This window comes from Kitasatospora sp. NPDC058162, from assembly GCF_042884005.1.
Classification (GTDB): domain Bacteria; phylum Actinomycetota; class Actinomycetes; order Streptomycetales; family Streptomycetaceae; genus Kitasatospora.
The window spans coordinates 1-13,295 of the sequence record NZ_JBHVUS010000050.1 but is presented as its reverse complement, the minus strand read 5'-3'; the positions used below and the strand labels follow the sequence as shown (position 1 = coordinate 13,295).

Annotated in this window: 13 protein-coding genes; 7 read left to right on the top strand and 6 right to left on the bottom strand. The window is 72.1% G+C overall.

Annotated elements, in window-relative coordinates; all coding sequences use genetic code 11:
• The first annotated feature begins 18 nt into the window (after positions 1 to 18).
• Complete coding sequence (locus tag ACFVXG_RS42535) at positions 19 to 879, top strand: helix-turn-helix domain-containing protein (RefSeq protein ID WP_387935868.1); 861 nt, start codon at positions 19 to 21, stop codon at positions 877 to 879.
• A gap of 303 nt (positions 880 to 1,182) precedes the next feature.
• Here ACFVXG_RS42535 and ACFVXG_RS42530 read toward each other — a convergent pair whose 3' ends face one another.
• Entirely contained in the window at positions 1,183 to 2,478 is a 1,296-nt protein-coding gene (locus ACFVXG_RS42530) for an MFS transporter (RefSeq protein ID WP_387935867.1), read from the bottom strand.
• A 199-nt stretch (positions 2,479 to 2,677) separates the two neighbouring features.
• Here ACFVXG_RS42530 and ACFVXG_RS42525 point away from each other — a divergent pair, with 199 nt between their 5' ends.
• The 4 genes from ACFVXG_RS42525 to ACFVXG_RS42510 all read left to right on the top strand — a co-directional run bounded on the left by ACFVXG_RS42525 (position 2,678) and on the right by ACFVXG_RS42510 (position 7,159).
• Positions 2,678 to 4,036, top strand: a complete 1,359-nt coding sequence (locus tag ACFVXG_RS42525) for a condensation domain-containing protein (protein ID WP_387935866.1) — start codon at positions 2,678 to 2,680, stop codon at positions 4,034 to 4,036.
• A 34-nt stretch (positions 4,037 to 4,070) separates the two neighbouring features.
• Complete coding sequence (locus ACFVXG_RS42520; RefSeq protein ID WP_387935865.1) at positions 4,071 to 5,174, top strand: alkene reductase; 1,104 nt, start codon at positions 4,071 to 4,073, stop codon at positions 5,172 to 5,174.
• A 52-nt stretch (positions 5,175 to 5,226) separates the two neighbouring features.
• Positions 5,227 to 6,195 (top strand): NAD-dependent epimerase/dehydratase family protein, encoded by a 969-nt coding sequence (locus tag ACFVXG_RS42515; protein WP_387935864.1) that lies wholly within the window; start codon positions 5,227 to 5,229, stop codon positions 6,193 to 6,195.
• 154 nt (positions 6,196 to 6,349) lie between these two features.
• A complete protein-coding gene (locus tag ACFVXG_RS42510; RefSeq protein WP_387935863.1) occupies positions 6,350 to 7,159 on the top strand; it encodes an aminoglycoside N(3)-acetyltransferase in 810 nt (269 codons plus the stop codon).
• A gap of 47 nt (positions 7,160 to 7,206) precedes the next feature.
• Here ACFVXG_RS42510 and ACFVXG_RS42505 read toward each other — a convergent pair whose 3' ends face one another.
• The 4 genes from ACFVXG_RS42505 to ACFVXG_RS42490 all read right to left on the bottom strand — a co-directional run bounded on the left by ACFVXG_RS42505 (position 7,207) and on the right by ACFVXG_RS42490 (position 10,949).
• A complete protein-coding gene (locus tag ACFVXG_RS42505) occupies positions 7,207 to 8,721 on the bottom strand; it encodes a M1 family metallopeptidase (RefSeq protein WP_387935862.1) in 1,515 nt (504 codons plus the stop codon).
• Positions 8,722 to 8,869: 148 nt separating this feature from the next.
• Positions 8,870 to 9,736 carry a sulfurtransferase gene (locus ACFVXG_RS42500; RefSeq protein WP_387935861.1) on the bottom strand — a complete coding sequence of 289 codons (867 nt, stop codon included), beginning with the start codon at positions 9,734 to 9,736 and terminating at the stop codon, positions 8,870 to 8,872.
• 111 nt (positions 9,737 to 9,847) lie between these two features.
• Positions 9,848 to 10,177 (bottom strand): hypothetical protein, encoded by a 330-nt coding sequence (locus ACFVXG_RS42495; protein WP_387935860.1) that lies wholly within the window; start codon positions 10,175 to 10,177, stop codon positions 9,848 to 9,850.
• 163 nt (positions 10,178 to 10,340) lie between these two features.
• Positions 10,341 to 10,949 (bottom strand): polysaccharide deacetylase family protein, encoded by a 609-nt coding sequence (locus tag ACFVXG_RS42490; protein WP_387935859.1) that lies wholly within the window; start codon positions 10,947 to 10,949, stop codon positions 10,341 to 10,343.
• A 1-nt stretch (position 10,950) separates the two neighbouring features.
• Between ACFVXG_RS42490 and ACFVXG_RS42485 the strand changes: the two genes are divergently transcribed.
• Together ACFVXG_RS42485 and ACFVXG_RS42480 are read left to right on the top strand one after the other, a co-directional pair.
• A complete protein-coding gene (locus ACFVXG_RS42485) occupies positions 10,951 to 11,217 on the top strand; it encodes a hypothetical protein (RefSeq protein WP_387935858.1) in 267 nt (88 codons plus the stop codon).
• Between the two features lie 178 nt (positions 11,218 to 11,395).
• A complete protein-coding gene (locus ACFVXG_RS42480; RefSeq protein ID WP_387935857.1) occupies positions 11,396 to 12,244 on the top strand; it encodes an SAM-dependent methyltransferase in 849 nt (282 codons plus the stop codon).
• Positions 12,245 to 12,271: 27 nt separating this feature from the next.
• Here ACFVXG_RS42480 and ACFVXG_RS42475 read toward each other — a convergent pair whose 3' ends face one another.
• Positions 12,272 to 13,129 carry an Fpg/Nei family DNA glycosylase gene (locus ACFVXG_RS42475; RefSeq protein WP_387935856.1) on the bottom strand — a complete coding sequence of 286 codons (858 nt, stop codon included), beginning with the start codon at positions 13,127 to 13,129 and terminating at the stop codon, positions 12,272 to 12,274.
• Between the last annotated feature and the right edge of the window lie 166 nt (positions 13,130 to 13,295).

Below are 13,295 nucleotides of genomic sequence, written 5' to 3'. Positions count from 1 at the left end.
CCGTGTGACACTAGGAGCGTGGAAAAACCAGTGAACACCGACCTGGGTAGCTACCTCAAGCGGATGCGTGAGCGGGTCCAACCGGAGGAGATCGGGCTGGCGGTGCGCGGTGCGCGCCGGGTGCCCGGCCTGCGGCGGGAGGAGGTGGCGGCACTCGCCGGGGTAAGCCCCACGTACTACACGCGGCTGGAGCAGTCCCAGACCGCGCACGCCTCGCCGGCCATCCTGGTCGCGATCGCGCGCGCCCTGGACCTCAGCCCGGACGAGGAGGACTACCTGCTCAAGGTGGGCACCCCGGTGACCGAGCGGGAGCTGCCGGCCCGCCAGGTCGACCGGATCAGCCCGTACACCCGGATGCTGGTCGACTCGCTCGGGAACGCCGCGGTGGCGGTGCTCAACTACCGCTGTGACATCCTCGGTTGGAACTCGCTCTACCACCGGCTGTTCGCACCGCACCTGGACTACGACGCACCGAAGAACGCGACGGTCCGGCCGAACGTCATCCGGCTGAACTTCCTGGACGACAACGTCCGCGGGCTGTACGTGGACTGGCCGCTGGAGGCCCGGTCGAACGTCTCGTACCTCCGGTTCATCGCCGGGAACCACCGGCACGACCCGCAGTTGGCCGAGCTGATCGGCGAACTGAGCATCGGGAGCGAGGAGTTCTCCAAGCTCTGGATCAGCCACCGGGTCGCGAACTGCACCGTCGGGACGAAAACCTTCGACCACCCGAGCGTCGGGGAGTTCGAGTTGATGTACCAGTCGGCCGACCTGGGCGACGGGAACATCCTGAAGTTCTACCACGCCGAGCCGGACAGCCCGCACGACGCGGCGCTGCGCCTGCTCGCGGTGGACCTCGACCCGGCCCGCCGGTTCTGACCGGCCCCGACCGCCAGGGCCTCGGTCCCGCGGACGTTGACCGCCTCGCACTCCTCGACATCGCCGCCGACCCGGGAGCCGGGTCGGCGCCGCCCGGTCCTCGAGGTCCCCGCGCACCCAGTCCACCCGCCCGTCGCCCTCCGGCCTCCGGCCTCCGGCGGGTCAGCGCCGAATTCTCCGGACCGGACGCCCGCGGCTGGTGGCTCCGGGTGCACGGCCGGCTCTGCTTCACCGCGGACGTAGGCACGGCCTGAAGCCGGCGCGGCGGCCCGGAGCCCCCGCCCCCCTCACCCGCCCCTCCGCTCAGCCGACGGGCACCGCCGCGACCGGAGCGGCCGCCGGGGTCGCCGCCAGCGCCGCGAGGCGGCGCAGGCTGGCACGGCGCTGGAGGGCGGCCAGGCCGGTGGAGGCGGCGCCGAGGGCCAGCCAGCCGGCCGGGCCGGCGGCCATCACCACGCCGGTCAGCAGCATCGGGCCCACCGACTTCTGGACCGACTGGGACATGCCCGCCACACCCAGGTAGGAGGCCCGGGCGCGCGGCGGCGCCAGGGCGACGGCGAGTTCCCAGGAGCTCACGGACCGCATCAGTTCGGCGAGCGTGACCAGCGCGGCCGCCGCCAGCAGGGCGAGCGAGGCGGTCAGCGGGCCGCCGCCGGTGGAGAGCGCGATCAGCAGGCAGCCGGCCAGCAGGATGACCCCGTACCAGCCGACCGCCCTGGTCGCCCCGCCGGGGCGCTCGGCCCAGCCGGAGACCCGTAGTTGGAGCACCACCACCAGCACGGTGTTGAGGGTGAGGAAGGCCGGGACGACGGCGTGCGGCGCGTCGGTGTGGTGGATGAGCCAGAGCGGCAGGCCGACGTTGAGGACGGAGTCGTCCAGGCACATCGGCAGGTCCAGCAGCACGAACAGCAGGTAGCCGCGGTCGCGCCAGGGGCTCGACACGGCGCCGGGGGCCTCCTCCGCCTCCACCGGCGCGGCCGAGGGCGCCGCGACCAGACCGCGCCCGGCGGGCTCCGCGGTGCGCCGGATCAGGACGGCGGCCAGCACGTAGGAGAGCGCGTTGGCCACGATCAGCGCCCGGTACGCGGTCGTGGTGCCCACCGCCAGGCCGATCGCCGCGAAGCCCGTCCCGACCGCGGTCCCGCCGTTGGCCACGCTGCGGAACAGCGCCTGGTAGGTGGCCCGCCGCTCGCCCGCGACCCGGGTGGCGAAGAGCATCTCCAGGGTCTTGGCGCCGCGTTCGGCCAGGCAGGTCAGGGCCACCGAGGCCAGCAGCGCGGTGAAGTCCTGGACCACCAGCAGCAGGGCCATGGTGGCCACCCGCAGCAGGTGGCAGCCGATCAGCAGGCCGCGCACCGAGAACCGTTCGGCGGCCCGGCCGGCCAGCGGGGAGCCGACGATCCCGGCCACCGCGCCCACCCCGAGCAGCAGTCCGAGCCGCCCGGCGTCCATGCCACACACATAGGTGAAGTACAGGACGGAGGCAGCCGCCCACACCCCGGTGCCGGTCCGGTCGACGCCCTGGGCGAACAGCATGATCCGCGCGTCCCGCCCGCCCGGCGGCCGCGGCAGCTGCGCCCACAGTCCGTTCCCCCGCATGACAAACCCTCGTTTCGCGTCCACCATCAATCTCGACGTCAAGATACTTCATGTCGAGATAGTTGCGGAACCCCCGCCCGACCACCAGCCACCCCTCGACGCCCGACGGGCCGTACGCCACACTCTCCCCAGCAGCACCCGCGCTCCCAACGCACCGGCACCGACGATTCCGAACGACCGCACCCTGGAGAGCCACACGGTGACCACACGCCAACTGCTGGAGATCGCGTTCTCGTCCGGCCGGTCCGGCTCCGGACCGGCCACCTGGGGCCAACGGGCCATCTGGGACGCCGTCCGCCGACTCCCCCCGGCCGACGTGCCGCGCTACACCATCGCCACCGCCACCCCGCTGGACCCCGGCCTGCCCCTGCCGGACCTGCTCCACGCGCTGCCGCAGCTGCTGCACCTGCACGACTCGCTGCACACCCGACTGCTGCCGGATCCGGACGGACAGCTGCGCCAAGTCGTCGACCCTGAAGGCACGTTCACCGTCGAGGTGCACTATCCCACCGACGGCACCGATCCCGCCGAGGCCGGCGCCCGGCTGCACCAGGAACTGACCGAACGCCCCTTCGACACCGCCACCCAATGGCCCATCCGGGTCGGCGTGGTGGCGGCCGACGGCCTGGTCCGGCACATCAGCCTGGTGCTCTCCCACACCGCCGTGGACGGCGCCGGAATGAGCCGCCTGATCGCCGACCTGACCGCACTCAGCCTCGGCCACTCCCCCGCCGAGCTCGCCGCACTCCGCGAGATCGCCCAACAGCCCCTGGAGGAAGCCGAGTTCCAGGCCTCCGAGCGGGGTCGGCGGCGCGACGCGGCCGCCCGCAAGCAGGTCCTGCGCAAGCTCCGCCTCGGCCCGCCCCGCCTGTTCCCCCCGTCCACGGCGGCGGAGCGGCCCACCCGGTTCCCCAATGCCGTGCTGCGCTCCGCCGCCCTCCCCCGGGCGGTCGAACTGGTCGCCGCCACCCACCGGGTGAGCACCTCCTCGGTCCTGCTGGCGGCCACCGCCACGATGACCGCCCGCCTCGCCGGCACCACCGAGGCCGTGCTCGACGTGGTGGTCAACAACCGCTTCCTGTCCGGGCTGACCAACGCGGTGAGCGTGGTGGCGGGCGACGGCCTGTTCCATCTCCCCGACACCACCAGCGAGTTCGGCGAGGTCGTGCGCCGCACCCACGCCGCCGCGATCGGCACCTACCGGCACGCCTACTTCGACAAGCTCGCGCTGGCCGCCGAGATCGAGCAGCTCACCGCCGAGGGCGTGCCGCTCGCCGACCGCTCCTGCGTCTTCAACGACACCCGCGAACTGCTCCCGGCCGCACCAGGCTTGGGCGACGGGGGCACCACGCTCAGCTGGCCGGTCGAGTTCGAGCCGCGCCCCGGCCTGACCTACGCCCTCGACGCCCTGCAGTCCCCCGAGGCCCTGAGCCTCGCCATGACCGCCGACCCGACCGTCCTCCCGCGCCCGTCGATGGCGGAATTCCTCTACGGCATCGAGGAGTTGATCCTCACCGAAGCCGCGAAGGCAGCCCCCTCCGCCGAGCCCGGAGCTTGAACCTGACACCGGTGTCAAGTTCTACCGTACCGGCATGACGACCACCACCGAATCCCTGCTCAGCCCGTACCGCCTCGGCGCGCTCGACCTGCCCAACCGCGTCGTGATGGCCCCGATGACGCGCTACCGGGCCGCCGAGGACGGTACGCCGCTGCCCCTCGTCGCCGAGTACTACGCCCAGCGCGCGAGCGCCGGACTGATCGTCACCGAGGGCATCTGGCCCAGCCGGGAGGGCCAATCCGGCTGGCGCCTGCCCGGGTTGGAGACCCCCGCCCACGTGGCCGGCTGGCGCGCCGTGACCGATGCGGTGCACGCGGCGGGCGGGCGGATCGTCGCCCAGCTGATGCACGGCGGCCGCCAGGGCCACCCGCTGAACCGACTGCTCGGCGACATCCCCGCCGGCCCCTCCGCCGTCCCGGCGCCGGGGCCGGTGCACGTCCGGGACGGCGGCAAGGCCGAGGCCGTCACCCCGCGCGAGCTGACCCGGGCCGAGATCCACCGGACCGTCGCCGACCACGTCGCCGCCGCCCGCAACGCGCTCGCCGCGGGCTTCGACGCCGTCGAACTGCACGGCGCCAACTCCTACCTGATCCACCAGTTCCTCGCCGACAACACCAACCTGCGCACCGACGAGTACGGCCCCGGCACCCTCGCCGACCGGCTCCGCTTCCCGATCGAGCTGGTCACCGCGGTCGCCGCGGCGATCGGCCCGCACCGCCTCGGCCTGCGACTCTCCCCCGGCAACCCGCAGTTCGGCATGCACGAGGCCGACCCGGCCCCGGTCTACCGGGCCCTGCTGGCCGAACTCGACGGCCTCGGCCTGGCCTACCTCCACCTCACCGACAACGACGACTACCCGGCCCTGGCCGACCTGCGCCCCCGCTGGTCCGGCCCGCTGATCGCCAACGTCGGCGAGAACCGCGCCCCCACCGACCGCGAGCGCGGCGAGGCGGTGCTCGCCGCCGGCCTCGCCGACCTGGTCTCCTACGGCCGCGCCTTCATCGCCAACCCGGACCTCCCGGCCCGCTTCGCCGCCGACGCCCCGCTCGCCCCCGTCGACGAGACCCACCTCTACGGCCAGCAGGCCACCGGCTACACCGACTACCCCGCGCTCACCCCGCACCCGCACGACGCCTGATCAACAGCGCGTCCGACCAAAACGGTTTGACCACCGTCCTAGCCTGGAATCCATGCGGATCCTCCTCCTGGGCGGCACCTCCTTCGTCGGCCGCGCGATCGCCGCCGACGCCCTGAGCAGCGGCGCAGAGGTCACCCTCTTCCACCGCGGCCGGACGAACCCCGGCCTCTTCCCCGAGGCCCGTCACCTCCTCGGCGACCGCGACACCGGCGACTACACCGCCCTGCGCGAGGGCAGCTGGGACGCCGTGGTGGACGTCAGCGGCTACCGCCCGCACCAGGTCGGCCAGGCCATGACCGCCCTCGGCGACCGGGTCGGCCGCTACGTCTTCATCTCCAGCCACGCCGTCTACCGCCGGGGCGGACTCGCCCCGCACTCCGACGAGTCCGCCCCGCTCCGCGCGCCGCTGCGCGAGGCCGACGAGCTGACCGAGGAGACGTACGGCCGGCTCAAGGTCGCCTGCGAGCAGGACGTCACCGCCCGCTACGGCGACCGGGCGACGATCGTGCGCCCCGGAAAGGTCGCCGGGCCGTACGACGAGCAGCGCGGTCTGACCTACTGGGTGCGCCGGGCGGCCCGCGGCGGCCGGATCGCGCTGCCGGGGCGCCCCGATCAGCCCGTCCAGGTGGTCGACTCGCGCGACCTGGCCCGGCTGGTGCTCCGGCTGGTCCAGGACGACCGGCCGGGCGCCTTCCACGCCGTGGGCCCGGCCGAACCGACCACCCTGGGCGGGCTGATCACCACCTGTGCCGAGGTCGCGGGCACCGGGATCGAGATCGTCCCCGTCCCGCCGGAGAGCGCCCCGCCGCCGTTCTTCCCGCTGGTCCGGGCCGAACCGCTCTGGCCCGGCCAGCAGCGCGACCCGGCCCGGGCCCGCGCGGCCGGACTGCCCGCCACCCCGCTCGCGGTGACCGCCGCCGACGTGCTCGCCTGGGACCGCGAGCGCGGCGAACCCCCGCTGGGGCACGGCTTCACCCCCGAACAGGAGGCCCTGGCCCTGGCCGGGCAGGCCATCCGCTGACCACCCTCCCGGAGGACTGACGCAGGGTACCCCCCTCCTGACCGATTGTCAGTGCCACCCGCTAGGGTCAGCCCCGAACATTCACACCACACCGGTACGAATCAGCACCAGCACACCCATCAGCCCGACAACACCGCCACCACCAGGGGGGACCATGACCACACCGGGCACCAGCCCGCTCACCACCGCCGACCTCGTGGAGGGCTGGCACCGGGTCGGCGTCCGCCCGGGCATGGCGATGATCGTGCACTCCTCGCTCTCCAGCCTGGGCCCGGTCGAGGGCGGGGCGGCGGCCGTGGTGGCCAGCCTGCGCGAGGCCGTCGGGCCCGGCGGCACGGTGGCCGTGCCGGCCTTCACCGGCAGCACGGTCCGCGACCCGGCGCCGGACCACGCCGGCCTGCCCACCCCCGAGATCGCCGAACTGCGGGCCGCCGTCCCGCTGTTCCACGCCGGACTGCCGTCCCCGATGGGCGCGATCGCCGAGACGCTGCGCGCTCTGCCGGAGAGCCTCCGCAGCACCCACCCGCAGGCCTCGGTCGCCGCCGTCGGCGCCCACGCCCGCGAGGTCACCGCCCGCCGCTCGCTCGGCTGGGCCGTCGGCCGGGAGTCGCCCTTCGGCGCCCTGCACGACCTCGGCGGGTACGTCCTGCTGGTCGGCGTCGGGCACAACCGCAACACCTTCCTGCACTACGCGGAGACCTTCGCGCCGAACCGCCGGCTCAAGCTCCGCCGCTTCCCGATGGCGATCCAGGGCGAGCGGGTCTGGATCGAGACACCGGACGTGGGGAACGACAACGACACCCACTTCCCGGTCGTGGGGCGGGAGTTCGAGGAGCTGGCCGGCATCCGCGAGGTGCTGGTCGGCAACGCGCCCTGCCGGCTGGTCCCGGTCCGCGAGCTCATACCCTTCGCCGTTCGCCGCCTCACCGAACTGCTGGCGGCGGACGGCCCCGGAGCGGCGTAGCCCGGCCCTCCGGCCGGGCCACGCCCGTCACCTCACCCCACCGGGTGTCAGTGGTCGTGCACCGAATGGGCCTCCTGGATCTTCGTCCAGGACTTCGGCTCCACCAACGCCTTGGCGTCGTCCCGCGCCCCCGGCGCCAGTGCGGCGGTCGCGGCACCCGGTGCCACCGGTCCGACGGCCGGCTTGCCCGGGGTGAACAGCCAGGTCTTGAAGAGGTCCCCGAGCTTCTGCCCGGACACCTTCTCCGCGTACGCCTGGAACTCCGCGATGGTCGCGTTGCCGTACTTGCGCTCGGTGGGCCAGCCCTTGAGGATCCGGAAGAACTTCTCGTCCCCGACGGTGTTGCGCAGTGCCTGGATGGCCACCGCACCCCGGTCGTAGACCGCGTTGGAGAACTGGTTGTCCGCGCCCGGGTCGCCCGGCTTGACGCTCCAGAACGGGTCGTCGGCCGGGTGCGAGGCGTAGATGTAGTCGGCCAGCTCCTGCGCGGTGCCCTCGTTCTCGTGCTCGGACCAGAGGAACTGGGCGTAGCTCGCGAAGCCCTCGTTCAGCCAGATGTCGCTCCAGCGCGAGAGCGAGACGCTGTCGCCGTACCACTGGTGGGCCAGCTCGTGCACGACCACCGAGGTGTTGGTGCCCTTGGCGAACTGCTTGGGGCTGTAGAAGACCCGGGTCTGGGTCTCCAGGGCGTAGCCGGTCGGGACGTTGGGCACGTACCCGCCGACCGAGCTGAACGGGTAGTCGCCGAAGTAGCCGCTCAGCCAGTCCACCAGCTCGCCGGTGCGCTCCACGCTGGCCCGGGCGGCGTCCGCGTTCTCGCCGAGGTCCTTGCTGTACGCGTTGTAGACCGGCAGCCCGCTCGCGGTGGTGTCGGTGGTGATGTCGAACTTCCCGACCGCCAAGGTCGTCAGATAGGTCGCCTGGGGCTTGTTCTCGCGCCAGCTGTAGCGGGTCCAGCCGGCCTTCGAGCTGGTGCCTGTCAGCACGCCGTTGCTGATCACCTGGTTGCCGTCCGGCACCAGCACCGAGACGTCATAGGTGGCCTTGTTGCTGGGGTGGTCGTTGCTCGGGAACCACCACCACGCCGCCTCGGGCTCGTCGGCCGCCACCGCGCCGTCGGGGGTGCGGTGCCAGGCGGTGAAGCCGTACTTCTTCACGGTGGACGGCACGCCCTTGTAGCGGACCACCACGGTGGCCTGGCTGCCCTTGGCCAGCGGACGGGCCGGGGTGATCTCCAGCTCCTGCTCGCCGCTGGTGGCGAAGGCCGCCGCCCGCCCGTTGACCCGCACCTCGGAGACGTTCAGCGCGAAGTCGAGGTTGAACCGGGAGAGGTCCTGGGTGGCCGTGGCGAGGATGGTGGTGGTGCCCTCCAGCTCGTCGGTCGCGGGCTGGTACTTCAACCGGATGTCGTAGTGGGAGACGCGGTAGCCGCCGTTGCCGTAGGTCGGGTAATAGGGGTCGCCGATCCCGGCCGCGCCGGGTTGGAAGTCGGCGGCCGAGGCGGGGACGGCCAGGAACAGGCTCAGGGCACTGGCGGCGGAGACGATCAGCCTCTTGCGCAACGTGGTCCTCCAGGATCACCGGATCGATTGGGTCGGATCGATCCTTGTCCCGGCAGCCCCCGGTCCACTCCCCAACTATGAGATGTTCATGAAAAGAAACGCGCCGAAATGACACCGCCCCACCACCGCCACCCACCCCACCCGCCCCTCAGGCCCCCAGCACCACCGGCGCCCGCACCAGCGAGCCGTACTCCGTCCAGGAACCGTCGTAGTTCTTCACGTGCGGGTACCCCAGCAGCTCGGTGAGCGCGAACCAGGTGTGCGCCGAGCGCTCGCCGATCCGGCAGTAGGCGATCACCTCGCGCTCCGCCCCGACCCCTTTGCCCCCGTACAGCTCCCGCAGCTCCTCCGCCGAGCGGAACGAGCCGTCGTCGTTGGCCGCCTGCGACCAGGGCACATTGACCGCCCCGGGGATGTGCCCGGGCACCTGGGCCTGTTCCTGCGGCAGGTGCGGCGGCGCGATCAGCTCGCCCCGGAACTCCGCCGGGGAACGGACGTCCACCAGCACCGCGTCCGCACCGGGCTTGGCGAACACCTCCGCCTTGGCCAGTACCTCGTCCCGCAGCGCCCGCAGCTCGGGCCGCTCCGGCCCGGTCAGCCGGTACCCGGTGTGCTGGTAGTCCATCACCTCACGGGTGAGCTCCCGCCCCTCCAGCTCCCACTTCTTCCGCCCGCCGTCCAACAGCCGCACGGGCCCGAACCCCCGCAGCCGCAACAGCCAGAACGCGTACGCCGCGAACCAGTTGTTGTTGCCGCCGTACAGCACCACGGTGGTGTCGTCCTCCACCCCGGCCGCCCGCAACAGGTGCTGGACGCCGTCACGGTCCGCGTAGTCCCGCCCGACCTGGCTGTGCAGATCAGTGGTCCAGTTCCACCCCACCGCACCGGGGATGTGGTCCCGCTCATAGGCGCTGCTGTCCTCGTCGACCTCGACGACCCGGACCGTCCCGTCATCCAGGTGGTCGGCCAGCCACTCGGTGCGGACCAGCGCCTCAGGGTGTGCGTAGCCGGTCATCCCGGACCTCCTTCGCTCTACCCGGACCGCGGCACCCGGGCACAGCGAGGCGCCGGTGGCCGGGCCGGACAGTTCGAAGCTACGCCGACCGTCCGACCCGGGCCACCCGACTCAGGAGAAGACGACCGAGCGGAACTTCAGCCGGTCGCCGGCCTTCTTGCCCGGGTTCAGCGTGTAGAAGACGTCACCGTCACAGTTGGCCTCGAGGAACACCGTGGCCGTCGAGGTGGTGAGGTTCTCCGGCGCGTAAGCCGTCCCGTTCCCGGTTTCCGGGACGTCGATGCACACCCGGCTCTCCGGGTCGGCCAGCCCGGTCAGGACCCCGGGCAGCGGCCCGACCTTGTAGAGGAAGTCCCCGGTGGCGGCATTGGCCGACATCGGAACGGCGAGGACGAGGGCAGCGGCGCTGGCGACGGCGAGAACAGCATTGCGGAGACGCATGGGAGAGCCTTTCAGGCGGTACTCGAGGTACCCGATGAACTGGTGCGAGATCACCCTAAAGGCCAAAAATCCGCAGAAACGCTTCTTCTAATCCACCCATTCGAGTGGTTTAAACAGCAAAGCCGCCACCCACCCAAACATCGCCCGCCATCGACATTCGAAATCAATTCGGCGGCGCCGTGAAGAGGTACCCCGAATCGATCAGCACCGGCAGGTACGTCTTCAGCGCCGCCACCGTCTGCGAGCGGTCCCCGCCGCCGTCGTGGTTGAGCACGATCGACCCCGGCCGCACCTCCTTGAGGACGGTGTCGATGATCGATGACGTCCCCGGCCGGGACCAGTCCCTGGGGTCGATCGACCAGGCCATGTTCCGCAGCCCCATCTCGGCGGCCACCCGCAGCGACACCGGCGAGAAGTCCCCGCCCGGCGCCCGGAACCAGGTGGGCAGCCGCCCGGTGGTCCGGTGCAGCAGGTCGCTGGTCCGCTCCAGCTCGTCCCGGACGGCGCTCTCGGACATGTGCCGCAGGTCCGGATGGGTCCAGGTGTGGTTGGCGATGTGGTGGCCCCGGTCCGCGATCTCCTTCACCAGGGCCGGGTGCTCCACCGCGTTCTCGCCGATCAGGAAGAAGGTCGCCCGGATCCCGTGCTGCTGGAGCAGCGCCAGCACCTGGGGCGTGTACTTGGGGTCCGGCCCGTCGTCGATGGTGAGCGCCACCACCCGCTGGGCCGGGTCCAGGTCATAGACCGGCTTGCTCTCCGCATCACTGAGCACCTTGCGGACGGGCTGGACGCTCGGCGCGGAAGTAGCCGCCGCACTGGCCGTCGCAGTGGCGGACGGCGGCACCGGCGAGGGCGTCGGAGCCCCGGGCGCCCCGGGCGCCTCCGTCGCCAGCACCTCCGTCACCCCCTCCGGAGCGGCGACGCCCCCACCACCCCAAGGACTCTTGCAACCAGCGGCGCCGCCGAGCAACGACATCCCGGCCGCGACCAACAACAACCTGCGCGAGGTGATCCGAGAGGACACCGACGAAGTAATCTGACGATCAGACAGCATTCTGAATGCTTGCCCCCCTGATCACCGCCCCTCCCCCAGCGCACCCATCACCACTCCGACGGCCCACACCGCCACCACCCGCCCCACCGGACGCCCGGCCTCCCCCCACGACCGCTACGCTATGGCTCCCCCAGTGTGATGATCTGCCATCAGAGGACGTGGCCATGACGACAAGTCAGGACTTCCCCCAGCACGAGGACGCCGCCGAGCTGAGCCAGTGGGAACGTTTCGGCGTCGACACGACCACTCCGCACTCCGCGCGCGTCTACGACTACTGGCTGGGCGGCAAGACCAACTTCCCGCCGGACCGCGCCATGGGCCAGGCCATCGAGGAGGCCGTGCCCAGCGTCAAGCAGATGGCCAAGGCCAACCGCGCCTTCCAGGGCCGGGCGGTCCGGTACCTCGCCCAGGAGCACGGCATCCGCCAGTTCCTCGACCTCGGCACCGGCATCCCCACCTCGCCGAACACCCACGAGATCGCCGAGGCCGTCAGCCCCGGCACCCGCGTCGTGTACGTCGACAACGACCCCATCGTGCTCGCCCACGCGCGCGCCCTGATGGTCTCCAGCCCGGCCAGCCGCACCACCTACATCCACGCCGACCTGCGCAAGCCCGAGGAACTGTTCGCCGACCCGGCGCTCACCTCCACCCTCGACCTCACCCAGCCGGTCGGCCTGCTGATGATCGCCGTCCTGATGCTGATCGCCGACGAGGACGACCCCTGGGGCCGGGTCGCCGCCCTGCGCGACGCCCTTCCCGCCGGCAGCTGCATCGCCCTCACCACCCCCACCGCGGACTTCGCCCCGGAAGCTGTCGGCAAGGTCGCCGAAGCGGCCCGGGCCGGCGGGATGACCCTCGTCCCCCGCAGCTACGACGACGTCCTGCGCTTCTTCGACGGCTGGGACCTGGTCGAGCCGGGCCTCTCCCCGGTCCTGGCCTGGCGCCCGGACGGCGAGCCCCCGGCCGACCCGAAGGCCGCCTACTACTGGGGCGGCGTCGCCATCAAGCGCTGAAAGACAACGCGGCTGTTGAAGTGAGCCTCACTTCAACAGCCGCGACAGCCGCCGGTCCGCCAACGGCTTGCCGCCGGTCTGACAGGTCGGGCAGTACTGCAGCGACGAATCCGCGAAGGACACCTCCCGCACCGTGTCCCCGCACACCGGACACGGCAGCCCGGTCCGCCCGTGCACCCGCATCCCGAGCTTCTTCTCCGCCTTGAGCTCCCCCGCCGCGAGCCCCCGCGACCGCTCCACCGCCTCCCGCAGCGTGCCCCCGAGCGCCTCGTACAGCCGCGCCGTCTCCTCCTCCGTCAAGCTCGACGCCAACTTGTACGGCGACATCCGCGCCACGTGCAGCACCTCGTCCGAATAGGCGTTGCCCACCCCCGCCAGCACGCTCTGGTCCCGCAGCACCCCCTTGATCCGACGCCGCTCCCCCCGCAGCAGCGCGGCGAAATCCTCCACCCCGAGATCCAACGGATCCGGCCCCAACCTGGCCACCCCCGGCACCTCCACCGGGTCCCGCACCACATAAACGGCGAGGCCCTTCTTCGTCCCCGCCTCCGTCAGATCGAACCCGTCCCCACCCGCCAACCGCACCCGCAATGCCAAGGGATTCCTCGCCCCCGGCCGCACCGGCTCATCCGGCACCTGCTCCCTCCACCGCAACCACCCCGCCCGCGCCAGATGAACCACCAGGTGCAACCCACCCGCCTCGACATCCAGGAACTTCCCCCGCCGCCCCACCGCCCCCACCGTCCGCCCCTCCAAGGCAGCCACCGGCGGGTCGTACGTCTTCAACGCACTGATCGCCACCACCTGCACCCGAGCGATCTCCCGCCCGACCACCCGCGCGCCCAAAAAGGAACTCAACGCCTCAACCTCAGGCAACTCCGGCATGCGCCCAGTGTCCCCCCACCCCCAAACCCATACAAACCAGCACAAACCAACCCACCCTCACCACCTCCCCACCCCTCCCCCGCCCAAGGCGAGAGGGACGCGCTGCGGGAGGGGGCGGTGGAGGGGGTGGGTGCGGAGAGGGGCGTGACGGGTGATTTTCAGACCG